This window comes from Escherichia sp. E4736 (assembly GCF_005781225.1).
Taxonomy (GTDB): Bacteria; Pseudomonadota; Gammaproteobacteria; order Enterobacterales; family Enterobacteriaceae; genus Escherichia.
Genome location: NZ_VATT01000038.1, coordinates 16,426 through 39,863 on the forward strand (window position 1 = coordinate 16,426; position 23,438 = coordinate 39,863).

Annotated in this window: 27 protein-coding genes and 3 tRNA genes; 23 read left to right on the forward strand and 7 right to left on the reverse strand. The window is 48.0% G+C overall.

Annotation, left to right across the window (positions count from 1 at the left end; genetic code table 11):
• The first annotated feature begins 31 nt into the window (after window positions 1-31).
• From dcyD to sdiA, 4 genes are all read left to right on the forward strand, one after another.
• Window positions 32-1,018 (forward strand): D-cysteine desulfhydrase, encoded by a 987-nt coding sequence (gene dcyD / locus FEK46_RS20420; protein ID WP_135559461.1) that lies wholly within the window; start codon window positions 32-34, stop codon window positions 1,016-1,018.
• A gap of 14 nt (window positions 1,019-1,032) precedes the next feature.
• On the forward strand, window positions 1,033-1,701 hold the full coding sequence (gene tcyL / locus FEK46_RS20425; protein WP_130208559.1) for a cystine ABC transporter permease: 669 nt from the start codon (window positions 1,033-1,035) through the stop codon (window positions 1,699-1,701).
• The gene (gene tcyN / locus FEK46_RS20430) at window positions 1,698-2,450 is read left to right on the forward strand and encodes an L-cystine ABC transporter ATP-binding protein TcyN (RefSeq protein WP_135559462.1); all 753 of its coding nucleotides are present in this window, start codon (window positions 1,698-1,700) and stop codon (window positions 2,448-2,450) included. The genes tcyL and tcyN overlap by 4 nt, the downstream gene beginning before the upstream one ends.
• Before the next feature lie 229 nt (window positions 2,451-2,679).
• Window positions 2,680-3,402, forward strand: a complete 723-nt coding sequence (gene sdiA / locus FEK46_RS20435) for a transcriptional regulator SdiA (RefSeq protein ID WP_135559463.1) — start codon at window positions 2,680-2,682, stop codon at window positions 3,400-3,402.
• Window positions 3,403-3,468: 66 nt separating this feature from the next.
• Here sdiA and yecF read toward each other — a convergent pair whose 3' ends face one another.
• Window positions 3,469-3,693: a DUF2594 family protein YecF gene (gene yecF / locus FEK46_RS20440; RefSeq protein ID WP_000106474.1), complete on the reverse strand. Its 225-nt coding sequence runs from the start codon at window positions 3,691-3,693 to the stop codon at window positions 3,469-3,471.
• On the reverse strand, window positions 3,680-3,814 hold the full coding sequence (locus FEK46_RS23835) for a hypothetical protein (protein WP_240731141.1): 135 nt from the start codon (window positions 3,812-3,814) through the stop codon (window positions 3,680-3,682). The genes yecF and FEK46_RS23835 overlap by 14 nt, the downstream gene beginning before the upstream one ends.
• Window positions 3,815-4,152: 338 nt before the next feature.
• Here FEK46_RS23835 and uvrY point away from each other — a divergent pair, with 338 nt between their 5' ends.
• The 7 genes from uvrY to yecA all read left to right on the forward strand — a co-directional run bounded on the left by uvrY (window position 4,153) and on the right by yecA (window position 8,555).
• Entirely contained in the window at window positions 4,153-4,809 is a 657-nt protein-coding gene (uvrY, locus tag FEK46_RS20445) for a UvrY/SirA/GacA family response regulator transcription factor (protein WP_064529316.1), read from the forward strand.
• Window positions 4,806-6,638 (forward strand): excinuclease ABC subunit UvrC, encoded by a 1,833-nt coding sequence (uvrC, locus tag FEK46_RS20450; protein ID WP_130208553.1) that lies wholly within the window; start codon window positions 4,806-4,808, stop codon window positions 6,636-6,638. Before uvrY ends, uvrC begins: the two co-directional genes overlap by 4 nt.
• A gap of 56 nt (window positions 6,639-6,694) precedes the next feature.
• On the forward strand, window positions 6,695-7,243 hold the full coding sequence (gene pgsA / locus FEK46_RS20455) for a CDP-diacylglycerol--glycerol-3-phosphate 3-phosphatidyltransferase (protein WP_135559464.1): 549 nt from the start codon (window positions 6,695-6,697) through the stop codon (window positions 7,241-7,243).
• A gap of 151 nt (window positions 7,244-7,394) precedes the next feature.
• Window positions 7,395-7,470, forward strand: a tRNA-Gly gene (locus tag FEK46_RS20460).
• 54 nt (window positions 7,471-7,524) lie between these two features.
• Window positions 7,525-7,598: transfer RNA gene (locus FEK46_RS20465), tRNA-Cys, on the forward strand.
• Between the two features lie 11 nt (window positions 7,599-7,609).
• Window positions 7,610-7,696, forward strand: a tRNA-Leu gene (locus tag FEK46_RS20470).
• Between the two features lie 193 nt (window positions 7,697-7,889).
• Window positions 7,890-8,555, forward strand: coding sequence for a UPF0149 family protein YecA (gene yecA, locus FEK46_RS20475; RefSeq protein ID WP_130259925.1), 666 nt, complete (start codon window positions 7,890-7,892; stop codon window positions 8,553-8,555).
• Window positions 8,556-8,648: 93 nt separating this feature from the next.
• Here the strand turns inward: yecA and tyrP are convergent, their stop codons facing one another.
• Window positions 8,649-9,860 (reverse strand): tyrosine transporter TyrP, encoded by a 1,212-nt coding sequence (tyrP, locus tag FEK46_RS20480; protein WP_135559465.1) that lies wholly within the window; start codon window positions 9,858-9,860, stop codon window positions 8,649-8,651.
• A 189-nt stretch (window positions 9,861-10,049) separates the two neighbouring features.
• Between tyrP and FEK46_RS20485 the strand changes: the two genes are divergently transcribed.
• A complete protein-coding gene (locus FEK46_RS20485; RefSeq protein ID WP_130208547.1) occupies window positions 10,050-10,289 on the forward strand; it encodes a YecH family metal-binding protein in 240 nt (79 codons plus the stop codon).
• A 37-nt stretch (window positions 10,290-10,326) separates the two neighbouring features.
• Here the strand turns inward: FEK46_RS20485 and ftnA are convergent, their stop codons facing one another.
• Both ftnA and yecR read right to left on the reverse strand, forming a co-directional pair.
• Window positions 10,327-10,824 carry a non-heme ferritin gene (gene ftnA / locus FEK46_RS20490; RefSeq protein WP_135559466.1) on the reverse strand — a complete coding sequence of 166 codons (498 nt, stop codon included), beginning with the start codon at window positions 10,822-10,824 and terminating at the stop codon, window positions 10,327-10,329.
• 178 nt (window positions 10,825-11,002) lie between these two features.
• Window positions 11,003-11,326, reverse strand: coding sequence for a YecR family lipoprotein (yecR, locus tag FEK46_RS20495; RefSeq protein WP_130208545.1), 324 nt, complete (start codon window positions 11,324-11,326; stop codon window positions 11,003-11,005).
• 253 nt (window positions 11,327-11,579) lie between these two features.
• Here yecR and azuC point away from each other — a divergent pair, with 253 nt between their 5' ends.
• Both azuC and yecJ read left to right on the forward strand, forming a co-directional pair.
• A complete protein-coding gene (azuC, locus tag FEK46_RS20500; protein ID WP_010723106.1) occupies window positions 11,580-11,666 on the forward strand; it encodes a stress response protein AzuC in 87 nt (28 codons plus the stop codon).
• Between the two features lie 115 nt (window positions 11,667-11,781).
• Entirely contained in the window at window positions 11,782-12,033 is a 252-nt protein-coding gene (gene yecJ / locus FEK46_RS20505; protein WP_064529310.1) for a DUF2766 family protein YecJ, read from the forward strand.
• A gap of 82 nt (window positions 12,034-12,115) precedes the next feature.
• Here the strand turns inward: yecJ and FEK46_RS20510 are convergent, their stop codons facing one another.
• On the reverse strand, window positions 12,116-12,619 hold the full coding sequence (locus FEK46_RS20510; protein ID WP_130208543.1) for a non-heme ferritin-like protein: 504 nt from the start codon (window positions 12,617-12,619) through the stop codon (window positions 12,116-12,118).
• Window positions 12,620-13,410: 791 nt separating this feature from the next.
• On the opposite strand from FEK46_RS20510, the gene araF reads away from it, so the two are divergent.
• The 5 genes from araF to otsA all read left to right on the forward strand — a co-directional run bounded on the left by araF (window position 13,411) and on the right by otsA (window position 19,351).
• Window positions 13,411-14,400 carry an arabinose ABC transporter substrate-binding protein AraF gene (araF, locus tag FEK46_RS20515; protein WP_130208541.1) on the forward strand — a complete coding sequence of 330 codons (990 nt, stop codon included), beginning with the start codon at window positions 13,411-13,413 and terminating at the stop codon, window positions 14,398-14,400.
• A gap of 70 nt (window positions 14,401-14,470) precedes the next feature.
• Complete coding sequence (gene araG / locus FEK46_RS20520; protein ID WP_135559467.1) at window positions 14,471-15,985, forward strand: arabinose ABC transporter ATP-binding protein AraG; 1,515 nt, start codon at window positions 14,471-14,473, stop codon at window positions 15,983-15,985.
• A gap of 14 nt (window positions 15,986-15,999) precedes the next feature.
• Window positions 16,000-16,986 (forward strand): arabinose ABC transporter permease AraH, encoded by a 987-nt coding sequence (gene araH / locus FEK46_RS20525; protein WP_130208537.1) that lies wholly within the window; start codon window positions 16,000-16,002, stop codon window positions 16,984-16,986.
• Window positions 16,987-17,148: 162 nt separating this feature from the next.
• On the forward strand, window positions 17,149-17,952 hold the full coding sequence (gene otsB / locus FEK46_RS20530) for a trehalose-phosphatase (protein WP_130218666.1): 804 nt from the start codon (window positions 17,149-17,151) through the stop codon (window positions 17,950-17,952).
• The gene (gene otsA / locus FEK46_RS20535; protein ID WP_135559468.1) at window positions 17,927-19,351 is read left to right on the forward strand and encodes an alpha,alpha-trehalose-phosphate synthase; all 1,425 of its coding nucleotides are present in this window, start codon (window positions 17,927-17,929) and stop codon (window positions 19,349-19,351) included. The genes otsB and otsA overlap by 26 nt, the downstream gene beginning before the upstream one ends.
• 6 nt (window positions 19,352-19,357) lie before the next feature.
• Here the strand turns inward: otsA and uspC are convergent, their stop codons facing one another.
• A complete protein-coding gene (uspC, locus tag FEK46_RS20540; RefSeq protein WP_130208531.1) occupies window positions 19,358-19,786 on the reverse strand; it encodes a universal stress protein UspC in 429 nt (142 codons plus the stop codon).
• Window positions 19,787-20,566: 780 nt separating this feature from the next.
• Between uspC and flhD the strand changes: the two genes are divergently transcribed.
• From flhD to motB, 4 genes are all read left to right on the forward strand, one after another.
• Window positions 20,567-20,917: a flagellar transcriptional regulator FlhD gene (flhD, locus tag FEK46_RS20545; protein ID WP_130208529.1), complete on the forward strand. Its 351-nt coding sequence runs from the start codon at window positions 20,567-20,569 to the stop codon at window positions 20,915-20,917.
• Between the two features lie 2 nt (window positions 20,918-20,919).
• Entirely contained in the window at window positions 20,920-21,498 is a 579-nt protein-coding gene (gene flhC, locus FEK46_RS20550) for a flagellar transcriptional regulator FlhC (protein WP_064529301.1), read from the forward strand.
• Between the two features lie 125 nt (window positions 21,499-21,623).
• Window positions 21,624-22,511: a flagellar motor stator protein MotA gene (gene motA, locus FEK46_RS20555; RefSeq protein ID WP_130208527.1), complete on the forward strand. Its 888-nt coding sequence runs from the start codon at window positions 21,624-21,626 to the stop codon at window positions 22,509-22,511.
• Window positions 22,508-23,434 (forward strand): flagellar motor protein MotB, encoded by a 927-nt coding sequence (gene motB, locus FEK46_RS20560; protein ID WP_131161115.1) that lies wholly within the window; start codon window positions 22,508-22,510, stop codon window positions 23,432-23,434. The genes motA and motB overlap by 4 nt, the downstream gene beginning before the upstream one ends.
• Window positions 23,435-23,438 lie beyond the last annotated feature (4 nt).

Genomic DNA, 23,438 nt, shown 5'->3' on the forward strand with positions numbered 1-23,438 from the left:
AAGATCACAACAACACACATCGGAGGCTTTTATGCCATTGCATAATTTAACTCGTTTTCCACGACTGGAGTTTATCGGCGCACCGACACCGCTCGAATATCTGCCACGTTTTTCTGATTATCTCGGTCGGGACATTTTCATCAAACGGGATGACGTCACCCCGTTGGCAATGGGCGGAAATAAGTCACGCAAACTGGAATTTCTCGCAGCAGACGCCTTGCGCGAAGGTGCTGACACACTGATTACCGCCGGAGCGATTCAGTCTAACCATGTGCGCCAGACTGCCGCAGTGGCCGCAAAACTTGGTCTGCATTGCGTGGCGCTGCTGGAAAATCCCATTGGTACTACCGCAGAAAACTATTTAACTAACGGCAACCGCTTGTTGCTGGATCTGTTCAATACTCAGATTGAAATGTGCGATGCGCTGACCGATCCTGATGCCCAACTGGAAGAGTTAGCGACTCGCGTCGAAGCGCAAGGCTTTCGCCCATACGTCATTCCGGTTGGCGGCTCCAATGCTTTAGGGGCGTTGGGCTATGTGGAGAGTGCGCTGGAAATCGCCCAGCAGTGTGAAGGGGCGGTTAACATATCGTCGGTGGTGGTGGCATCAGGCAGTGCCGGAACTCACGCCGGGCTTGCAGTAGGGCTGGAACAACTGATGCCTGAAACAGAACTGATTGGCGTGACTGTTTCACGTTCTGTTGCTGACCAGTTGCCGAAAGTGGTTAGCCTACAACAGGCGATCGCGAAAGAACTGGAGCTGACTGCCTCAGCGGAAATTTTACTCTGGGATGACTATTTTGCGCCTGGCTACGGTGTGCCGAATGACGAAGGCATGGAGGCGGTGAAACTGCTGGCGCGTCTGGAAGGCATTCTGCTTGATCCCGTGTATACCGGAAAAGCGATGGCGGGGCTGATTGATGGTATAAGTCAGAAACGCTTCAAAGATGAAGGGCCGATTCTGTTTATTCATACCGGCGGCGCACCTGCACTGTTCGCCTATCACCCCCACGTTTAGCTCCGGAAACGCTCATGCAAGAAAGCATACAACTGGTTATTGATTCGCTGCCGTTCCTGTTGAAAGGGGCAGGGTATACGCTGCAACTCAGCATTGGCGGCATGTTTTTTGGCTTACTGCTGGGATTTATTCTCGCGCTGATGCGCCTGTCGCCCGTCTGGCCAGTGCGCTGGCTGGCGCGTTTTTATATCTCCATTTTCCGTGGTACGCCACTCATCGCACAGCTGTTTATGATCTACTACGGCTTGCCGCAGTTTGGCATTGAATTAGACCCGATTCCGTCAGCGATGATTGGCCTGTCACTGAACACCGCCGCCTATGCAGCCGAAACGCTGCGGGCAGCGATTTCGTCTATAGATAAAGGTCAGTGGGAAGCAGCTGCCAGTATCGGCATGACGCCGTGGCAAACTATGCGTCGTGCTATTTTGCCACAGGCCGCGCGGGTAGCACTGCCGCCGCTGTCGAACAGTTTTATCAGCCTGGTAAAAGATACTTCTCTGGCTGCGACGATTCAGGTGCCAGAGCTGTTCCGTCAGGCGCAGTTGATTACTTCGCGCACACTGGAAGTTTTCACCATGTATTTGGCGGCTTCGCTCATCTACTGGATTATGGCGACGGTGTTATCGACGTTGCAGAACCATTTTGAGAGTCAACTTAATCGCCAGGAGAGGGATCCAAAATGAGTGCCATTGACGTTAAAAACCTGGTGAAAAAATTCCACGGTCAGACGGTGCTGCATGGCATAGATCTGGAGGTTAAAACCGGCGAAGTGGTGGCTATTATAGGTCCAAGCGGATCCGGGAAAACCACGTTGCTACGCAGCATAAATTTGCTGGAACAACCAGAAGCGGGGACGATTACCGTCGGGGATATCACCATTGATACAGCGCGTTCGTTAAGCCAGCAAAAATCCCTGATTCGTCAGTTGCGCCAGCACGTTGGTTTTGTTTTCCAGAACTTTAATTTGTTTCCGCATCGTACGGTGCTGGAAAACATTATTGAAGGGCCGGTGATTGTCAAAGGTGAACCTAAAGAGGAAGCCACGGTGCGCGCACGTGAGTTGTTGGCGAAAGTTGGCCTTGCAGGCAAAGAAACCAGCTATCCACGTCGTTTATCTGGCGGTCAACAGCAGCGTGTGGCGATTGCCCGGGCGCTGGCGATGCGTCCCGAGGTGATTTTGTTTGATGAGCCAACGTCGGCCCTGGACCCAGAGCTGGTGGGCGAAGTCCTGAATACTATCCGCCAGCTGGCACAGGAAAAGCGCACAATGGTGATTGTGACACACGAAATGAGCTTTGCCCGAGATGTTGCTGACCGCGCGATCTTTATGGACCAGGGGCGGATAGTAGAGCAGGGCTCGGCGAAAGCGTTATTTGCTACTCCACAGCAGCCCCGTACCCGCCAGTTTCTCGAGAAGTTTCTACTGCAATAATAAGAAAAAATCAGCCCCGGTGAGTTAGTTACCGGGGCGAACCACTCTTCTGAAGACTCAATAAACGGTCAATAAATCAGCATAACTCATTAATAACATAAGAGAATGCGATGTCTTGCAAAAGTAATTCATTATCTGAATAATATAAATTATATATAAATCTTATTTATGTGATAGCTTGAGTTTTCAGTATAAATGATACTCACTCTCAGGGGCATTGCGGTTTACTATGCAGGATACGGATTTTTTTAGCTGGCGTCGCACAATGCTGTCGCGCTTTCAGAGGATGGAGGCCGCAGAAGAGGTCTACCATGAAATAGAGCTTCAGGCTCAGCAGCTCGAGTACGATTACTATTCGTTATGTGTTCGCCACCCGGTGCCATTCACGCGACCCAAAGTGGCTTTCTACACCAATTACCCTGAATCGTGGGTTAGTTATTATCAGGCAAAAAACTTTCTCGCTATTGATCCCGTGCTCAACCCTGAAAACTTCAGTCAGGGCCATTTATTGTGGAATGATGACTTATTCAGTGAAGCCCAGCCATTATGGGAGGCTGCGCGTGCGCATGGTTTACGCAGGGGAGTCACTCAGTATTTAATGCTACCGAACCGGGCGTTGGGATTTTTGTCATTTTCTCGTAGCAGTACGCGCGAAATACCCGTTCTTAGTGATGAGCTGCAATTAAAAATGCAGTTACTGGTGCGCGAAAGTTTGATGGCGCTGATGCGTTTAAATGATCAAATAGTGATGACGCCGGAGATGAATTTCAGTAAGCGGGAAATGGAGATTTTGAAATGGACCGCGGAAGGTAAGACATCGGCAGAGATTGCGATGATCTTGTCAATCTCCGAGAACACGGTTAATTTTCATCAGAAAAACATGCAGAAAAAAATCAACGCGCCGAATAAGACCCAGGTTGCCTGCTACGCTGCCGCAACTGGCTTAATATGACCTCTATTACATTCTGCGTGCCAGGTGTAAAACCGGCTGAAAGGTGTGCTTTCAGCCGGTTTTATATTACTGGCGGTAGGCCTGTTTAATTTGCTTAACCGTTTTGGAAAATACCGCAGCCTGGGTTTCGTCTTCGATCAGCGCAAGCTGTTTTTCCATCTTTAACATCACGCGGCCCGCGTCAGCTTGTCCCATCGCCTGCAGCATCAGCGTCAGCATCGCTTTCAGGCAGGAGACTTCATTTGCCAGTTCTTGATTATTCTCGGCAGTAGAAAAATCAGGCGTACTCATTTATTTTCCTCGTCATGTTGCAATGAAAATTTGCAGTAAAAAATGTTAAGGCGGCGGAGTATACCATAAGCTTTGCTAAAAATAGCAGTGGTTGTTTTTTGGTCGCTGAATCATCATTGATATTAAATTAGTTAATATAGTGGTTAATAAATATTTATATCATGAATGTTTTTTGTGCGTATTTATTGAGTTAATTAATGTTACATATTCATGCTGATGATTTTTCATTTGTGCTGAATGAAGTCAATTTTTGTCACATTTCAGTCTAACAGATAGGTTACAACGCCCCGGAAGCTTTTTGGTGACGGACGTGATCATAACTGTGGACAATCGAATTATCAAAAATGAGAGAAAAATCGAATACCCACCATTTTTAACGTTTCAAAGTTGCAATAAAACCCGCTAATATACGGATGACTAACTATCAGTAGCGTTATCCCTATTTCTGGAGATATTCCTTTGATCAACGTTCTACTTGTTGATGACCACGAACTGGTGCGCGCAGGGATACGACGCATTCTGGAAGATATAAAGGGTATTAAAGTCGTTGGTGAGGCTTCCTGTGGTGAAGATGCCGTTAAGTGGTGCCGGGCAAATTCCGTCGACGTGGTGCTAATGGACATGAGCATGCCTGGCATTGGCGGCCTTGAGGCGACGCGTAAAATCGCCCGTTCAACCGCAGATGTCAAAATCATCATGCTTACGGTTCACACCGAAAACCCTTTACCAGCAAAAGTCATGCAGGCTGGCGCTGCGGGCTATTTAAGCAAAGGTGCGGCCCCGCAGGAGGTGGTGAGCGCGATTCGTTCTGTCTATTCTGGGCAGCGTTATATTGCTTCTGACATTGCGCAACAAATGGCGTTAAGCCAGATCGAACCAGAAAAAACAGAAAGCCCATTTGCCAGTTTGTCTGAACGCGAATTGCAGATTATGCTGATGATTACCAAAGGCCAGAAGGTCAATGAGATTTCAGAACAGCTTAATCTCAGCCCGAAAACGGTGAACAGCTATCGCTACCGTATGTTCAGTAAATTAAACATTCATGGCGATGTTGAGCTGACTCACCTGGCTATTCGCCATGGTTTGTGTAATGCGGAGACGTTAACAAGTCAGTGAGTGTTCAGTTTGACGCAAAAGCGTTTTTAAAAACCGTCACCAGCCAGCCGGGCGTATATCGCATGTATGATGCTGGTGGTACGGTTATTTATGTCGGTAAAGCGAAAGACCTGAAAAAACGGCTTTCAAGCTATTTCCGTAGCAATCTCGCTTCGCGCAAAACGGAAGCGTTGGTCGCCCAGATCCAGCAAATCGATGTCACGGTGACTCATACTGAAACCGAAGCATTATTGCTGGAACACAACTACATCAAACTCTATCAGCCGCGTTACAACGTTTTGTTACGCGATGATAAATCTTACCCCTTTATCTTCCTCAGTGGCGATACACATCCACGTCTGGCGATGCATCGCGGTGCAAAGCACGCCAAGGGAGAGTATTTCGGCCCGTTCCCGAATGGTTATGCGGTGCGTGAAACTCTGGCGTTGTTGCAAAAGATTTTCCCCATTCGCCAGTGCGAAAATAGCGTTTATCGCAATCGCTCGCGTCCATGCCTGCAATACCAGATAGGGCGCTGTCTTGGGCCGTGCGTGGCCGGGTTGGTTAGCGAAGAAGAGTATGCCCAGCAGGTTGAATATGTGCGCCTGTTTTTATCGGGTAAAGACGATCAGGTGCTTAAGCAACTGATTAGCCGCATGGAAACAGCCAGCCAGAATCTGGAGTTTGAAGAAGCGGCACGTATTCGCGACCAAATTCAGGCGGTGCGACGCGTCACCGAAAAACAATTTGTCTCTAATACGGGCGACGACCTTGATGTTATTGGCGTGGCGTTCGATGCTGGTATGGCATGTGTCCATGTTTTGTTTATTCGTCAGGGCAAAGTGCTCGGTAGCCGTAGCTATTTTCCGAAGGTGCCGGGCGGTACGGAACTGGGCGAAGTCGTGGAAACCTTTGTTGGTCAGTTCTATTTACAGGGCAGCCAGATGCGCACTCTCCCGGGTGAGATCCTGCTCGATTTTAATCTTAGTGATAAAACGCTGCTCGCCGATTCATTATCAGAACTGGCGGGGCGCAAGATAAACATTCAGACCAAACCGCGAGGCGACAGGGCGCGTTACCTGAAACTTGCGCGGACGAATGCCGCAACAGCGTTAACCACCAAACTTTCGCAGCAATCAACCGTTCATCAGCGACTGACAGCGCTTGCCAGCGTGTTGAAATTGCCGGAAGTGAAACGGATGGAATGTTTCGATATCAGCCATACGATGGGCGAACAAACCGTTGCCTCGTGCGTGGTGTTTGATGCTAATGGCCCACTGCGTGCGGAGTATCGGCGCTATAACATCAATGGCATTACGCCAGGCGATGATTATGCGGCGATGAATCAGGTGTTGCGTCGGCGTTATGGTAAAGCCATCGATGACAGTAAGATTCCGGACGTGATCCTGATTGATGGTGGCAAAGGACAACTTGCGCAGGCGAAAAATGTCTTCGCCGAGCTGGACGTCCCCTGGGATAAAAACCATCCGTTGTTACTTGGCGTTGCCAAAGGGGCCGACCGTAAGGCTGGGCTGGAAACATTGTTCTTCGAGCCTGAAGGAGAGGGCTTTAGCTTACCGCCAGATTCGCCTGCGTTGCACGTCATCCAGCATATTCGCGATGAATCACACGATCATGCGATTGGCGGACATCGCAAAAAACGGGCGAAGGTCAAAAATACCAGCACCCTGGAAACCATTGAAGGCGTCGGGCCAAAACGTCGGCAAATGTTGTTGAAATATATGGGCGGTTTGCAAGGTTTACGTAACGCCAGCGTCGAAGAAATTGCAAAAGTGCCGGGTATTTCGCAAGGTCTGGCAGAAAAGATCTTCTGGTCGTTGAAACATTGATGTCTCTGTAGCAACATAGGGGTAATCTTACTGACAACAGATAGTTACCCGTCATTATGCAATTTAATATCCCTACGTTGCTCACACTGTTCCGTGTCATCCTTATCCCATTCTTTGTATTGGTTTTTTATCTACCTGTTACCTGGTCGCCGTTTGCTGCCGCGCTCATTTTCTGCGTCGCGGCGGTGACTGACTGGTTCGATGGTTTTCTGGCGCGTCGCTGGAACCAGAGTACCCGTTTTGGTGCCTTCCTTGATCCAGTAGCAGACAAAGTGCTTGTCGCCATCGCCATGGTGCTGGTAACCGAGCATTATCATAGCTGGTTGGTGACCTTACCGGCGGCAACGATGATTGCCCGTGAAATTATCATTTCTGCTCTGCGTGAATGGATGGCTGAACTCGGTAAACGTAGCAGTGTGGCCGTATCCTGGATTGGTAAAGTCAAAACGACTGCCCAGATGGTCGCGCTGGCCTGGTTGCTGTGGCGCCCGAATATTTGGGTTGAGTACGCCGGTATTGCCCTTTTCTTTGTGGCTGCGGTGCTGACACTCTGGTCAATGTTGCAATATTTGAGCGCTGCTCGCGCAGATTTGCTTGATCAGTGATCGTTTCGACGCAAATTTCAGCAAACGATCAAAAGTGATGAAAAATATCGTTGACTCAACGCGTCAGGTAAGTAGAATGCAACGCATCGAACGGCGGCACTGATTGCCAGACGATAATAAAATCAAGTAATTAGCTGATTGCTTGATGATTGCGGGAATAGCTCAGTTGGTAGAGCACGACCTTGCCAAGGTCGGGGTCGCGAGTTCGAGTCTCGTTTCCCGCTCCAGTTTAAACGACATCGGCATTAAGCGGGTGTCTGGCTGAAAAGCCTGAAGAATTTGGCGCGTTAACAAAGCGGTTATGTAGCGGATTGCAAATCCGTCTAGTCCGGTTCGACTCCGGAACGCGCCTCCAATTTTTCCCGAGCCCGGATGGTGGAATCGGTAGACACAAGGGATTTAAAATCCCTCGGCGTTCGCGCTGTGCGGGTTCAAGTCCCGCTCCGGGTACCATGGGAAAGATAAGAATAATCAAAGCAATAAGCAGTGTCGTGAAACCACCTTCGGGTGGTTTTTTTGTATGTGCAACTTGTCGTTACACCCTCTCTGATTTTTAATCTCCGGGTAATCCACTCGAAAAGTATCTCTATGCCAGACCGACATGTAAGATAGGTGCTGGCGAGTCGAGATCCACAAGGAAAAGCGTATGAAAACTGGACCGTTAAACGAAAGTGAGTTGGAATGGCTGGATGATATCTTGACCAAATACAACACAGACCACGCCATCCTTGATGTGGCAGAGCTGGACGGTTTGTTGACGGCGGTGTTGAGTTCTCCGCAAGAAATTGAACCAGAACAGTGGCTGGTTGCTGTGTGGGGTGGGGCGGATTATGTGCCGCGCTGGGCGTCAGAGAAAGAGATGACGCGCTTTATGAACCTGGCGTTCCAACATATGGCCGATACTGCAGAGCGCCTCAACGAGTTTCCTGAACAGTTTGAACCGTTATTTGGTCTACGAGAAGTTGACGGTAGCGAGCTGACGATTGTCGAAGAGTGGTGCTTTGGCTATATGCGTGGCGTTGCGCTTTCTGACTGGTCAGCATTGCCTGACTCATTAAAACCGGCGCTTGAAGCGATTGCGCTGCACGGTACTGAGAAAAACTTCGAGCGCGTAGAGAAGATGTCGCCAGAAGCGTTTGAAGAAAGCGTGGATGCCATTCGACTGGCGGCGCTTGATTTGCATGCTTACTGGATGACGCATCCTCAGGAAAAAGCTGTTCAGCAACCGATTAAAGCTGAAGAAAAACCTGGTCGTAACGACCCTTGCCCATGTGGTAGTGGCAAGAAATATAAGCAGTGCTGCCTGCATTAAGAGGCTATATTGGGTGTCAGAATTAACTCTGGCACCCATGTTTTAAGGATGCGGACAAAAATCTGGACTATGTCCATATACACGGCAAAGCATTTATCCCACTTCTGGCAACAATCCTGCCGCAATCAAAAATTGCACGCCAATCACGCCAATGCCACAGATAAACACCAACACCAGTGCGGGACGTCCACCTTTCACCCGATAGCTTGCTTGTGGATTATGCTTCCTGCTCTGCCAGGTCAGCAGTGAAGGAATTATCAACGCTAATACTGCCAGCGCTACGCCAGCATACCCGAGCGCCATTACAAAACCACGTGGATAAAACAGCGCAAACGCCAATGGCGGCAGAAAGGTAATTACACCGGTTTGCAGTCTTCCACCAACGGTATTGGAACGCTGAAACAAATCCGCCAGATAATCAAATAAGCCTAACGCTACGCCCAGGAAAGATGTGGCGAGGGCTAAATCAGCGAATAAATGCACCACCAACTCGACATGCGGCGAGGCCACCACTTCGCGTAATGCCTGTAACAGCCCATTTAATCCAGCATGATTCGCCAGCAGTCCCATAAAGGTTGTTGAATCAATACTGCCCAGTGTCGCCAGTTGCCAGAAAATGTATGCCACCAGAGGGATCGCGCTACCGGTAATAAACACCCAGCGCAATTTACGAATGTTGCCATCCATATAGCTGACGATGCTCGGTACGCTACCGTGAAAACCAAACGAGGTAAAAATCACCGGAATTGCAGACAATGCCAGACCCTGTTGCAGTGGCAGCGTTAGCAGATTGATTTTATGAATATGTGGTAGCAGCAATACCAGCATTAGTACCAGGAAAATAATCTTGGCGCTGAACAGAAAACGGTTAAATAAATCGACCAGCGATGTCCCAACACAAACCACACCACCGGCAACAAAAGTAAACAACAGCACGCCAGCGGTTGTGGTCATTGAAATGCCTGTCCAGTCGCTGATGCTGGAGGCAAGTAATTCACCGGCACCGCTGATATATGCTGCGGTCAGGGCATACATTAAAAACATCATACTGAAGCCGGTCAGCCACTGACCGTAGCGGCCCAGATAGCGTTTTGCCAGTGTGCCTAAGCCGGTATCTGCAGGGACATGCTGATACACTTCCAGCAGTAACAGCGCGGTGTAACACATCAAGGCCCACAAGCCGATTAACAATGTCAGAGTGACGGTAAAACCGACGCCAGCCGCTGCCAGCGGCATTGCCAGCATGCCTGCGCCAATTGTGGTTCCCGCCACGATAAAAACACTTCCCAGAGTTCTGTTTTTCACGCTTTCTTCTGTCCTGACGATCTTTATGAGTGATATCTGCGGCGCAGGTTAAGGCATTATCCATATTTCGTCAAATCGACGTTACATCTAGTGTAAATAAAAATGTACGATAAATGCATTCAGAACTGAGCTGGCGCAAAGCCATAAGGCGCGGGGATCGTTACGCTATGCTTTTTTTGAGGAGGAACGATGGAATCGATTCACGGTCATGAAGTGTTAAATATGATGATTGAATCAGGTGAGCAATATACGCACGCCAGCCTGGAAGCGGCGATCAAAGCGCGTTTTGGTGATCAGACACGTTTTCATACTTGCTCGGCTGAAGGGATGACAGCGGGAGAGTTGGTGGCTTTTCTGGCGGAAAAAGGCAAATTTATTCCCTGCGAAGAGGGGTTCTCAACCGATAAAAGTAAGATTTGTCGTCACTGATCTGAAACGGCGGCAGAAAATCTGCCGCCAGAGAAGATTAGTTTTGTGCGTCGAGGGTAGAGAGTTCTTTATCGATGAAATAAAGTCCTTCGCCGCTTTTCCCCGCCAGGCTCAATTTATCAATAATAGATTTGAACAACTTCTCTTCTTCGTGTTGCTCAGACACATACCATTGCAGGAAATTGAACGTTGGGTAGTCCTGATTAGTCATGGCAGCGTGAGCGAGGTCGTTAATTTTTTGCGTAATTAATTGTTCGTGTTTATAAGTTTCCTGGAATAATTCATCAAGTGAAGAATATTCAGCAAACGGTGATTCAACGGTATTAATTCGCGGTAGATTTCCGGTATCGGTCAGGTAATCAAACAGACGCTGCATATGCGTCATCTCTTCCTGGGCGTGGCGACGCAGAAACGCGGCAGCACCTTCGAAGGTGTGATAGCTGCACCATGCGCTCATTTGCTGATAAAGCAGTGAAGAGTAGAGTTCCAGGTTCATCTGCTCATTAAGTTTTTCAATCATTTCTGGTTTCAGCATGATAGTGCTCCACAAAGGTTATATTTGTTGCTGTGGCGCCACTATAATTTGTTATTTTATTATTTGCAAAAGGTAAAATATTAAAGTCAATTATTAAAAATGCGAATGTGAATAAAACGCATTAACGCTATTTGAGATGGTAATTAACCAGCGAAGCCTCCCTCGCTGATTAAAATCTTTATTGATAAGCCGAGGGGGTTAAGTATCGGCACTGATACGACAGTGTAAATTGCGTATTCAGACATAATGATCCTGCAAACAAACTACAGTTACTTACAGGTTGCCCAAACGCAAAGGCGCGGGTAAATCCAACCTGCTGACATGCGCGGTTCGCGATTCCCTGATCGAGATAGTTGTCAGTGCGGGCGTGTTGTAAAAAAGCCTGATTATAAACGAGGCGTACAATGCCACTCGTGGCATCAACATCGCTGAGGTGAGCCTGACGAGTTACGGTACAGCCCGCTACTGTTAAAAGTGAAAAAACAATTATCAGATGTTTCATGTCACAGCCTGAAGAGGGAGAAGAAACAGGTATTGTACTTGTGGACACAGCCAGGTTATGGACAGAAAAGACGACGGATTAGCGCTATTCCTTGCTTTCTTCAGAACGCACACATCTTGTGGTTATCATTTATGTAACATTAAAGGGGTATTTATGTGATTTGCATCACATAAAGATTGATTTTTGTGATGGATGTCATATTATAAGCAGCAAGAACAATAACACCTGCATAACAAATAATCGGAGTGGCGCGATGAAACTGCGTAAGATCCTGAAAAGCATGTTCAATAATTATTGCAAGACGTTCAAAGACGTACCGCCAGGCAATATGTTCAGATAATAAAAAAACCTGCTCCGGCAGGTTTTTTTATACCCTGATGCGGGCTGATGTGACTATCGTTGAGGAAGGGAAGCCGCTACTATAACGGCTTTCAAAATGCTATCAGGAGTTTAGGATGTCCCAGCCGCTGAATGCCGATCAGGAACTGGTTTCTGATGTTGTTGCTTGCCAGTTGGTGATCAAACAAATTCTCGACGTGCTCGATGTGATCGCGCCTGTTGAGGTTCGTGAAAAAATGTCCAGCCAGCTGAAGAATATTGATTTTACCCACCATCCGGCTGCTGCTGACCCAGTCACTATGCGTGCTATTCAAAAAGCCATCGCGTTGATTGAGCTAAAGTTTACCCCACAAAACGAATCCCATTAAAAAACCGCCGCCTCAGCGATGTGAGGCAGCGGTTTTCACCACTTTTTGTGTATTCGGCGCATCTTTTCATGCGCCGATTTTATTAATGTATCTGATGCGACACGACATTCAGAACATGCTGGTCGGTCTGGACAGGGCACATACCGGCCAGTTTCGCACTGCGCACTTCATCAAGAATGGTTTGCAGTAAGAGACCATCGTGCTGCTGTTCTTTTTCCAGATCGCGCAGAAAATCGACAGTAGAATCATCATTCAATTCTTTAGCTTCATTTGCTAATTGCGCCAGCGTGCTTGAACGCTGCTCATATTCTTCCAAGGTTTTTTGGAAGAGTTCTTCCAGAGAGTTCAGTTTTTCGCCAGGTACATCAATGGCTTTCACGATGGGCGTCGCTCCGACGCTTTTCATGAAGTTAAACATGCGCATCATTTGAGTCACGTTACTTTGTGCCTGGGAGCGAAGAAAAGTCGCGGTGCCATTCAGACTTTGTTCAGAACACCAGTTGCTCAGGTGGAGGTAGAGATTGGATGCATAAAACTCGCGGTTCATTTGAGTGTTGAGTTTGAGAAGCATTCCAGTGGTTGCCATACCTAATATCCTTATATCCAGAAGACGAGAGGTGCAAGATAAATCAAAACACCGTAATTACTGTTTGCAGAATAATTCCTTTCTGCGGGTCCGAAATGTGATCCTGGAGTCAATTCTGACGATGATCTGAAATAAGCATAACGTCTGAAGCATTATAAGAAAATCCTTAAATCACCAAGTTTATATTTTTTTACATTTCATTGATTAGAGTTATTGATTTGCAATAACTCTCAATGTTGTGAATTTCTGGATGTTATTGATATTAAATGAATTTATCAATTTCATGATGCTGTTCTTATATTTTCAGGTATTTTTTCAGTTTTGCGATGATGCTCGCATTATGGATTTATCCTTCATTAATGAAGGTGGTGATAATTAACAGCGAAAGGAATTTTGTCTGGAGTTTTTATTCTTCTTACATCATTCACCATTCAGCTGTAATGAGCAGCTTCTTGCCCGAGCAAATTAGATTAAAAAGAAGACACGCCAGAGCTATCAAATGATGCCACAAGGATTTCCAGGCTAATCTTATGGACTAATCTGCTAAGTCATTTCTCATTTGTCATACAATTGACGTCTTCCGTATGTCTTTTATTGCTAAATTCATGCACGTTCTCACTGTAATTCTGCGGTGTGATATTGCTCTCCTATGGAGAATTAATTTCTCGCTAAAACTATGCCAACACAGTCACTTATCTTTTCGCCAAAGGTAATGCTTTGTTTTCCGATTGAATTAACGAAAGTTCTTAGGTTTTGCCCTACACAAAATGATGCTAAAGCTGGAGATAACCATGCACAAATTTACTAAAGCTCTTGCAGCCATCGGTCTGGCTGCCGTTATGTCACAATCCGCTATGGCGGAAAATTTGAAACTCGGTTTCCTGGTGAAGCAACCAGAAGAACCGTGGTTTCAGACTGAATGGAAGTTTGCCGATAAAGCCGGGAAAGATTTAGGCTTTGAAGTTATTAAGATAGCCGTACCTGATGGCGAAAAAACACTGAACGCTATTGATAGCCTGGCAGCCAGTGGCGCGAAAGGTTTTGTTATCTGTACTCCGGACCCGAAACTGGGTGCAGCCATCGTGGCGAAAGCGCGTGGCTACGATATGAAAGTTATTGCCGTGGATGATCAGTTTGTTAATGCCAAAGGTAAGCCGGTTGATACCGTTCCATTGGTGATGATGGCGGCGACGAAAATTGGCGAACGTCAGGGCCAGGAACTGTATAAAGAGATGCAGAAACGTGGCTGGGATGTGAAAGAAAGCGCCGTAATGGCGATTACTGCCAACGAACTGGATACCGCCCGTCGTCGTACCACCGGTTCTATGGATGCGCTGAAAGCCGCCGGATTCCCGGAAAAACAAATTTATCAAGTTCCTACCAAATCTAACGACATTCCAGGGGCGTTTGACGCCGCCAACTCTATGCTGGTTCAGCATCCTGAAGTTAAACACTGGTTGATCGTCGGTATGAACGACAGCACCGTGCTGGGTGGCGTACGCGCGACGGAAGGTCAGGGCTTTAAAGCCGCAGATATTATCGGTATCGGTATTAACGGTGTGGATGCGGTGAGTGAACTGTCAAAGGCACAGGCTACGGGTTTCTATGGTTCACTGCTGCCAAGCCCGGACGTTCATGGCTATAAATCCAGCGAAATGCTTTACAACTGGGTAGCAAAAGACGTTGAACCGCCAAAATTCACCGAAGTTACCGACGTAGTGCTGATCACGCGTGACAACTTTAAAGAAGAACTGGAGAAAAAAGGTTTAGGCGGTAAGTAATCTGCCGGAAAAATTCCCCTCTGCGTTATGCAGAGGGGGTGTAAAACGACCAGTGATTCACGGAGACGTTATGCAACAGTCTACCCCGTATCTCTCATTTCGCGGCATTGGTAAAACCTTTCCAGGCGTTAAGGCGCTTACGGATATCAGTTTTGACTGTTATGCCGGTCAGGTTCATGCGTTGATGGGTGAAAATGGCGCCGGAAAATCAACACTCTTAAAAATCCTTAGTGGAAACTATGCGCCAACCACGGGTTCTGTAGTGATTAATGGGCAGGAAATGTCCTTTTCCGATACAACTGCAGCACTGAATGCGGGTGTCGCGATTATTTACCAGGAACTGCATCTCGTGCCGGAAATGACCGTCGCGGAAAACATCTATCTCGGCCAGCTTCCTCATAAAGGCGGTATCGTGAATCGTTCACTGCTGAATTATGAAGCTGGGATACAGCTCAAACATCTGGGTATGGATATTGACCCGGATACGCCGCTGAAATATCTCTCCATCGGGCAATGGCAGATGGTTGAAATTGCCAAAGCTCTGGCACGTAACGCCAAAATTATCGCTTTTGATGAACCAACCAGCTCCTTATCCGCGCGTGAAATAGACAATCTGTTTCGCGTCATTCGTGAACTGCGAAAAGAGGGGCGGGTGATCTTATACGTTTCTCACCGTATGGAAGAAATTTTTGCGCTCAGCGATGCCATCACTGTTTTTAAAGATGGTCGTTACGTCAAAACCTTTACCGACATGCAGCAGGTAGATCATGACTCGCTGGTACAGGCAATGGTTGGTCGCGACATCGGCGATATCTACGGCTGGCAACCGCGCAACTATGGCGAGGAGCGCTTGCGTCTGGATGCGGTAAAGGCGCCAGGTGTGCGTACGCCAATAAGCCTGGCTGTTCGCAGTGGCGAAATCGTCGGCCTGTTTGGTCTGGTGGGGGCAGGGCGCAGCGAATTAATGAAAGGCATGTTTGGCGGTACGCAAATTACCGCTGGGCAGGTTTATATCGACCAACAGCCGATCGATATCCGTAAACCGGGCCACGCCATTGCCGCTGGCATGATGCTCTGCCCGGAAGATCGCAAAGCGGAGGGCATTATTCCAGTGCATTCGGTGCGCGACAATATCAACATCAGCGCTCGTCGCAAACATGTGCACGGCGGTTGCGTGATCAACAACGGTTGGGAAGCCAATAATGCCGATCACCACATTCGTTCTCTCAACATCAAAACGCCAGGTGCAGAGCAATTGATCATGAATCTTTCCGGCGGTAATCAGCAAAAAGCCATTTTGGGGCGTTGGTTATCCGAAGAGATGAAAGTCATTTTGCTTGATGAACCTACGCGCGGCATCGATGTGGGGGCTAAACATGAAATTTATAACGTGATTTATGCGCTGGCCGCGCAGGGCGTGGCGGTACTGTTTGCCTCCAGTGACCTGCCCGAAGTCCTTGGTGTCGCCGACCGCATCGTAGTTATGTGGGAAGGTGAAATCGCCGGTGAATTGCTACACGAGCAGGCAGATGAGCGTCAGGCACTAAGCCTTGCTATGCCTAAAGTCAGCCAGGCAGTTGCCTGAGTAAGGAGAATAAGATGTCTTCTGTTTCTACATCGGGTTCTGGCGCGCCTAAGTCGTCATTCAGCCTCGGGCGTATCTGGGATCAGTACGGTATGCTGGTGGTGTTCGCAGTGCTTTTTATCGCCTGTGCCATCTTCGTGCCGAACTTTGCCACCTTTATTAATATGAAAGGGCTGGGACTGGCAATCTCCATGTCGGGGATGGTGGCTTGCGGTATGTTGTTTTGCCTGGCCTCAGGTGACTTTGACCTTTCTGTCGCCTCGGTGATTGCCTGCGCAGGCGTAACCACTGCGGTGGTTATTAACCTGACCGAAAGTTTGTGGATTGGCGTGGCGGCAGGTTTACTGCTGGGCGTTCTGTGCGGCCTGGTGAATGGCTTTGTTATCGCTAAATTGAAAATCAACGCCCTGATTACCACGCTGGCGACGATGCAGATTGTCCGTGGTCTGGCGTATATTATCTCTGACGGTAAAGCGGTGGGCATCGAAGATGAAAGCTTCTTTGCACTCGGTTATGCCAACTGGTTCGGCCTGCCTGCGCCAATCTGGCTCACTGTGGCTTGCCTGGTCGTCTTTGGTTTGCTGCTGAACAAAACCACGTTTGGTCGTAATACATTGGCAATTGGCGGTAACGAAGAGGCGGCGCGTCTCGCGGGTGTACCGGTGGTCCGTACCAAAATTATTATCTTCGTTCTCTCTGGTCTGGTATCGGCGATTGCCGGGATCATTCTGGCCTCTCGTATGACCAGCGGCCAGCCAATGACGTCTATTGGTTATGAGTTGATTGTTATCTCTGCCTGCGTTTTAGGTGGCGTTTCTCTGAAAGGCGGCATCGGAAAAATCTCATATGTAGTGGCGGGTATCTTAATTTTAGGCACCGTGGAAAACGCCATGAACCTGCTTAATATTTCTCCGTTCGCACAGTATGTTGTTCGTGGCTTAATCCTGCTGGCTGCGGTAATCTTCGACCGTTATAAGCAAAAAGCGAAACGCACTGTTTGATGCTTTATACGATAATTATTTAGTTCCAAAATCCTCCACAGCCAACCGCCACAACGGTTGGCTGTTCTTTTTGCCAATGGCGAGCCTCGTCACACTGTCTATACTTACATGTCTGTAAAGCGCGTTCTGCGCGAACAATAAAAAGATAAGGAGGAGTACCGGGTGACAGAACCGTTAACCGAACCCCCTGAACTATCCGCGAATTATGCCTGGTTTTTTGATCTCGATGGAACGCTGGCGGAAATCAAACCGCATCCCGATCAGGTCGTCGTACCTGAAAATATTCTGCAAGGACTCCAGCTGCTGGCAACCGCAAGTGATGGTGCATTGGCATTGATATCAGGGCGCTCAATGGTAGAGCTTGACGCACTGGCGAAACCTTATCGCTTCCCGTTAGCGGGTGTGCATGGGGCGGAGCGCCGTGACATCAATGGTAAAACGCATATTGTTCATTTGCCGGAAGCGATTGCCCGGGATATTAGCGTTCAATTGCATACGGCTATCGCCAGGCTTCCCGGTGTGGAGATTGAGGCTAAAGGGATGGCGTTTGCGTTGCATTATCGTCAGGCACCGCAGCATGAGGACGCCTTATTGACATTAGCGCAGCGCATTACCCAGATTTGGCCGCAAATGGCGTTACAACAGGGAAAGTGTGTCGTTGAGATAAAACCGAGAGGCACCAGCAAAGGGGACGCGATTGCCGCATTTATGCAGGAAGTTCCCTTTATTGGCCGCAAGCCTATTTTTTTAGGCGATGACTTAACCGATGAATCTGGCTTCTCGGTCGTTAACAGGCTGGGCGGAATGTCAGTGAAAATTGGCACAGGCGCAACTCAGGCATCATGGCGGCTGGCGGGCGTGCCGGATGTCTGGCGCTGGCTTGAAATGATAACCAACGCATTACAACAACTAAAAAGAGACAATAACAGGAGTGATGACTATGAGCCGTTTAGTCGTAGTATCTAACCGGATTGCATCACCAGACGAGCACGCCGCCAGTGCCGGTGGCCTTGCTGTCGGTATACTGGGGGCGCTGAAAGCCGCAGGTGGACTGTGGTTTGGCTGGAGTGGCGAAACAGGGAATGAGGATCAGCCGCTAAAAAAGGTGAAAAAAGGAAATATCACCTGGGCCTCTTTTAACCTCAGTGAAAAGGATCTCGACGAATACTACAACCAATTCTCCAATGCTGTTCTCTGGCCCGCATTTCATTATCGACTCGATCTGGTGCAATTTCAGCGTTCCGCCTGGGAAGGCTATTTACGCGTGAATGCATTGTTGGCAGATAAATTACTGCCGTTGCTGGAAGACGATGACATTATTTGGATCCACGACTATCACCTGTTGCCATTTGCGCATGAACTCCGTAAACGTGGCGTGAATAATCGCATTGGTTTCTTTCTGCATATTCCTTTCCCAACACCGGAAATCTTCAACGCGCTGCCGACTTATAACACGTTGCTTGAACAGCTTTGTGATTATGATTTGCTGGGGTTTCAGACAGAAAACGATCGCCTGGCGTTTCTGGATTGCCTTTCCAACCTGACGCGCGTCACGACGCGTAGTTCGCGCAATCATACGGCCTGGGGCAAGGCATTTCGCACCGAAGTTTACCCTATTGGTATTGAACCGGATGAAATAGCCAAACAGGCTGCCGGACCGCTGCCGCCCAAACTGGCGCAATTAAAAGCGGAGCTGAAAAGCGTACAAAATATCTTTTCTGTCGAACGACTGGATTATTCCAAAGGTCTGCCTGAGCGTTTTCTCGCCTATGAAGCCTTGCTGGAAAAATATCCGCAACATCATGGCAAAATACGTTATACCCAGATAGCGCCAACCTCGCGTGGTGATGTGCAGGCGTATCAGGATATTCGTCATCAGCTGGAAAATGAAGCCGGGAGAATTAACGGAAAATATGGGCAATTAGGCTGGACACCGCTTTATTATCTGAACCAGCATTTCGACCGTAAATTACTGATGAAAATCTTCCGCTATTCCGATGTCGGATTAGTGACGCCGCTGCGTGACGGGATGAATCTGGTGGCGAAAGAATATGTCGCCGCCCAGGATCCTGCCAATCCCGGTGTACTGGTACTTTCACAATTTGCGGGGGCGGCGAATGAACTGACGTCAGCGTTAATCGTTAACCCATACGATCGTGATGAGGTCGCGGCAGCGTTGAATCGGGCATTGACTATGTCGCTGGCAGAACGTATTTCCCGTCATGCAGAAATGTTGGAAATTATCGTGAAAAACGATATTAACCACTGGCAGGAGTGCTTTATTAGCGACCTAAAGCTGATAATTCCGCGCAGCGCGGAAAGCCAGCAGCGCGATAAAGTTGCGACCTTTCCAAAGCTGGCGTAATTGCGCTTAATCTCCCTTAAGCGGAACCAACAGCACATCAACCTCACTTGAGGCAATCACACTTTTCGCAGAGCAGGATGCTCGCGAAAAGAAACTGTGATTATGATTACCGCAAATCACCAAATCGAATTTATGTTTACGGCATACCGCCAGAATATGTTCGCTCAACTCTCCGTAAGCTATAAACTTTTCTTCAACGGGATATCCAGCATCCTGAATTAATTTGTCCAGAAAGTTTTGTGTTTCTTCATGCATCACACTGCGTAAATCCTCAAGCATCGGCGCGGCTAATTGATTGTACATTTCTGGATCGGAAGCGAGGGTGATTAAACTGATACGCCCATTAACGGGACGGGCGATAGATACCGCTTTTGCTAACAGTTGCTGGCTTTCCGGTGAGACAGCAACGGCAACAAGAATATTGGCGTAACTCATAACCTGCTCCTTATTCTATGAACTTCAGGTGAGATCACAGCTTTACCCTGAATGAGCTATAGATGCAATAACAACTTGGTCAAAAATGCAAATATTAGCATGATCATTAATAAAGATAATTAATCAATATCGTAGTGTTACTATGTAGTCATGCGGGTGATGATGAGGAAGTGAAGAAATTGATTTCTCTCACTAAACAAATGGTTAATATTAATAAAACATCTTGTTAACATTGGTATTGTTGGCAGCCTTAATTTTTTTTAAATGGCATATTATTATTTAATTGGCTGTTTTTTTAATGATTTACAGAGATCATAGATATTTATCCCATATCCGGGATATGGTTATTCACGGTGATTTATATTAACAGTGCGCAACATCTCAATTTTATCCCGCCACATCATTTTTGCTGGCAGATAAGCTGAAAAACTTTTTAACAGAATGAAATATACGCAAAACAAAAGTATGACTTATACATCAATGTTAAGTAATTGAGTGTTTTGTGTGATCCGTATCACACATTGTCGAAAATCGCAGCTCCGCTCCGTTGTATGTATGAGTGGTGACGAGTACAGTTGCGTCGAATTAGGAAAAATCTTAGATAAGTGTAAAAAGCATCACTCTGTGTAAGACGTGTTTCACCTCTTATGATGTCTGTGTGTTTTTTCGTTGATCGCTACTATTCCATTTTTATTTACTTTTTACCGGGATTTCCCGGCGACATCACGGGATGCGGTGATACCGCATAAAAAATAAAGTTAGTTATTCTGGGTGGGAATAATGCATACCTCCGAGTTGCTGAAACATATTTATGACATTAACTTGTCATATTTACTTCTTGCACAGCGTCTGATCGTTCAGGACAAAGCGTCCGCCATGTTTCGTCTCGGTATTAATGAAGAAATGGCTACAACGCTGGCGACGCTGACTCTTCCGCAAATGGTTAAACTGGCCGAAACCAATCAACTGATTTGTCAATTCCGCTTTGACAGCCACCAGACTATTAACCAACTGACGCAGGATTCCCGTGTTGACGATCTCCAGCAAATTCATACCGGCATTATGCTCTCCACGCGTTTATTGAATGATGTTAATCAGCCCGAAGAAGCACAACGTAAGAAAAGGGCCTGATCATGAGTGAAAAAAGCATTGTTCAGGAAGCCCGTGATATCCAACTCGCCATGGAGTTGATAACCCTGGGCGCTCGTTTGCAGATGCTGGAAAGTGAAACACAATTAAGTCGCGGACGCCTGATCAAGCTCTATAAAGAGCTGCGCGGAAGCCCGCCGCCGAAAGGGATGTTGCCGTTCTCTACCGACTGGTTTATGACCTGGGAACAAAATGTCCATGCGTCGATGTTCTGTAATGCATGGCAGTTTTTACTGAAAACCGGGTTATGTAATGGCGTCGATGCGGTAATCAAAGCCTATCGTTTATACCTTGAACAGTGCCCACAAGCCGAAAACGGACCACTGCTGGCGCTAACCCGCGCCTGGACTCTGGTGCGATTTGTCGAAAGCGATTTACTGCAACTTTCCAGCTGCAACTGCTGCGGCGGTAATTTTATCACTCATGCTCATCAACCTGTCGGCAGTTTTGCCTGCAGCTTATGTCAACCGCCATCGCGCGCCGTAAAAAGACGTAAACTTTCTCAGAACCCTGCCGATATTATCCCTCAACTGCTGGATGAACAGAGAATACAGGCTGTTTAACCCATACGGTGTGGCGAAACACTCCAGCAGCGGTAATTAATTGCCGCTGCTTATTTTTCTCCAGCCGTAAGGTAACGTCTGCCGACTGGACATCCTGTCATGGTCAACAGTGAAAGGATGATGTCGTGCTTATCTTATTAGGTTACCTGGTTGTTCTCGGTACAGTTTTCGGCGGTTATTTGATGACCGGTGGAAGCCTTGGAGCACTCTATCAACCCGCTGAACTGGTGATTATTGCCGGTGCAGGCATTGGGTCGTTTATCGTCGGCAATAATGGCAAAGCAATCAAAGGTACGCTTAAGGCGCTGCCATTGTTGTTTCGTCGCTCTAAATATACCAAAGCAATGTATATGGATTTGCTGGCGTTGCTTTACCGTCTGATGGCGAAATCGCGGCAAATGGGCATGTTCTCACTGGAACGCGATATTGAAAATCCACGAGAGAGCGAGATCTTCGCCAGTTATCCGCGCATCCTCGCGGATGCCGTTATGCTGGATTTTATCGTCGATTATCTGCGCCTGATTATCAGCGGCCACATGAATACCTTCGAAATTGAAGCCCTGATGGACGAAGAGATAGAAACGCACGAAAACGAGGCGGAGGTTCCGGCGAACAGCCTGGCGTTGGTCGGAGACTCTCTTCCTGCGTTTGGGATTGTTGCGGCCGTAATGGGAGTGGTGCACGCATTAGGATCAGCCGATCGTCCTGCTGCCGAATTGGGGGCGCTCATCGCACATGCGATGGTGGGGACTTTCCTCGGTATCTTATTGGCTTACGGATTTATTTCCCCGTTGGCGAGTGTTTTGCGCCAGAAAAGCGCCGAAACCAGCAAAATGATGCAGTGCGTCAAAGTCACACTGCTTTCTAATCTGAACGGTTACGCACCGCCTATCGCCGTTGAATTTGGTCGCAAAACGCTCTATTCCAGTGAACGTCCGTCGTTTGTTGAACTGGAAGAGCATGTGCGCGCGGTGAAAAATCCGCAACAGCAGACGACAACCGAGGAAGCATGAAGAATCAAGCGCATCCGATTATTGTCGTCAAACGACGCAAAGCGAAATCCCACGGCGCAGCACATGGTTCGTGGAAGATTGCTTATGCTGACTTTATGACCGCGATGATGGCTTTTTTTCTGGTGATGTGGCTTATCTCCATCTCCAGCCCAAAAGAGCTGATTCAGATTGCGGAATACTTCCGTACGCCGCTGGCGACAGCGGTAACGGGCGGCGATCGAATTTCTAATAGCGAAAGCCCAATTCCCGGCGGCGGTGATGATTTCACCCAAAGCCAGGGGGAAGTGAATAAGCAGCCGAACATTGAAGAACTTAAAAAACGCATGGAGCAAAGTCGGCTGCGGAAATTGCGTGGCGATCTCGACCAGCTTATTGAATCAGACCCGAAACTACGGGCGATGCGTCCACATCTCAAAATCGATCTGGTACAGGAAGGTTTACGTATCCAGATAATTGATAGCCAGAATCGCCCGATGTTTAAAACCGGTAGTGCTGATGTCGAGCCCTATATGCGCGACATTCTGCGCGCCATTGCGCCGGTGCTGAACGGTATTCCTAACCGTATCAGCCTTTCCGGTCATACCGATGATTTCCCTTACGCCAATGGTGAGAAAGGTTACAGCAACTGGGAGCTTTCCACTGAACGCGCCAATGCGTCGCGCCGTGAGCTAATGGTGGGAAGTCTGGCTGATGGCAAAATTTTACGCGTTGTCGGCATGGCGGCGACCATGCGCTTAAGCGATCGCGGCCCGGATGATGCCGTTAATCGTCGAATCAGTCTGTTGGTACTGAATAAACAAGCCGAACAGGCCATTTTGCATGAAAACGCCGAAAGCCAGAATGAGCCGGTAAGCGTCCTGGAAAAACCTGGGGTAACACCGCAGGTCAGTGTTTCCACAATGCCATCAGCCGAATCGAGGTGACAGC

Coding starts and splice junctions, on each gene's coding strand:
- dcyD (WP_135559461.1), top strand. CDS start 32: ATGCCATTGCATAATTTAACTCGTTTTCCACGACTGGAGTTTATCGGC.
- tcyL (WP_130208559.1), top strand. CDS start 1,033: ATGCAAGAAAGCATACAACTGGTTATTGATTCGCTGCCGTTCCTGTTG.
- tcyN (WP_135559462.1), top strand. CDS start 1,698: ATGAGTGCCATTGACGTTAAAAACCTGGTGAAAAAATTCCACGGTCAG.
- sdiA (WP_135559463.1), top strand. CDS start 2,680: ATGCAGGATACGGATTTTTTTAGCTGGCGTCGCACAATGCTGTCGCGC.
- yecF (WP_000106474.1), bottom strand. CDS start 3,693: ATGAGTACGCCTGATTTTTCTACTGCCGAGAATAATCAAGAACTGGCA.
- pgsA (WP_135559464.1), top strand. CDS start 6,695: ATGCAATTTAATATCCCTACGTTGCTCACACTGTTCCGTGTCATCCTT.
- yecA (WP_130259925.1), top strand. CDS start 7,890: ATGAAAACTGGACCGTTAAACGAAAGTGAGTTGGAATGGCTGGATGAT.
- FEK46_RS20485 (WP_130208547.1), top strand. CDS start 10,050: ATGGAATCGATTCACGGTCATGAAGTGTTAAATATGATGATTGAATCA.
- ftnA (WP_135559466.1), bottom strand. CDS start 10,824: ATGCTGAAACCAGAAATGATTGAAAAACTTAATGAGCAGATGAACCTG.
- yecR (WP_130208545.1), bottom strand. CDS start 11,326: ATGAAACATCTGATAATTGTTTTTTCACTTTTAACAGTAGCGGGCTGT.
- azuC (WP_010723106.1), top strand. CDS start 11,580: ATGAAACTGCGTAAGATCCTGAAAAGCATGTTCAATAATTATTGCAAG.
- yecJ (WP_064529310.1), top strand. CDS start 11,782: ATGTCCCAGCCGCTGAATGCCGATCAGGAACTGGTTTCTGATGTTGTT.
- FEK46_RS20510 (WP_130208543.1), bottom strand. CDS start 12,619: ATGGCAACCACTGGAATGCTTCTCAAACTCAACACTCAAATGAACCGC.
- araF (WP_130208541.1), top strand. CDS start 13,411: ATGCACAAATTTACTAAAGCTCTTGCAGCCATCGGTCTGGCTGCCGTT.
- araG (WP_135559467.1), top strand. CDS start 14,471: ATGCAACAGTCTACCCCGTATCTCTCATTTCGCGGCATTGGTAAAACC.
- araH (WP_130208537.1), top strand. CDS start 16,000: ATGTCTTCTGTTTCTACATCGGGTTCTGGCGCGCCTAAGTCGTCATTC.
- otsA (WP_135559468.1), top strand. CDS start 17,927: ATGAGCCGTTTAGTCGTAGTATCTAACCGGATTGCATCACCAGACGAG.
- uspC (WP_130208531.1), bottom strand. CDS start 19,786: ATGAGTTACGCCAATATTCTTGTTGCCGTTGCTGTCTCACCGGAAAGC.
- flhD (WP_130208529.1), top strand. CDS start 20,567: ATGCATACCTCCGAGTTGCTGAAACATATTTATGACATTAACTTGTCA.
- flhC (WP_064529301.1), top strand. CDS start 20,920: ATGAGTGAAAAAAGCATTGTTCAGGAAGCCCGTGATATCCAACTCGCC.
- motB (WP_131161115.1), top strand. CDS start 22,508: ATGAAGAATCAAGCGCATCCGATTATTGTCGTCAAACGACGCAAAGCG.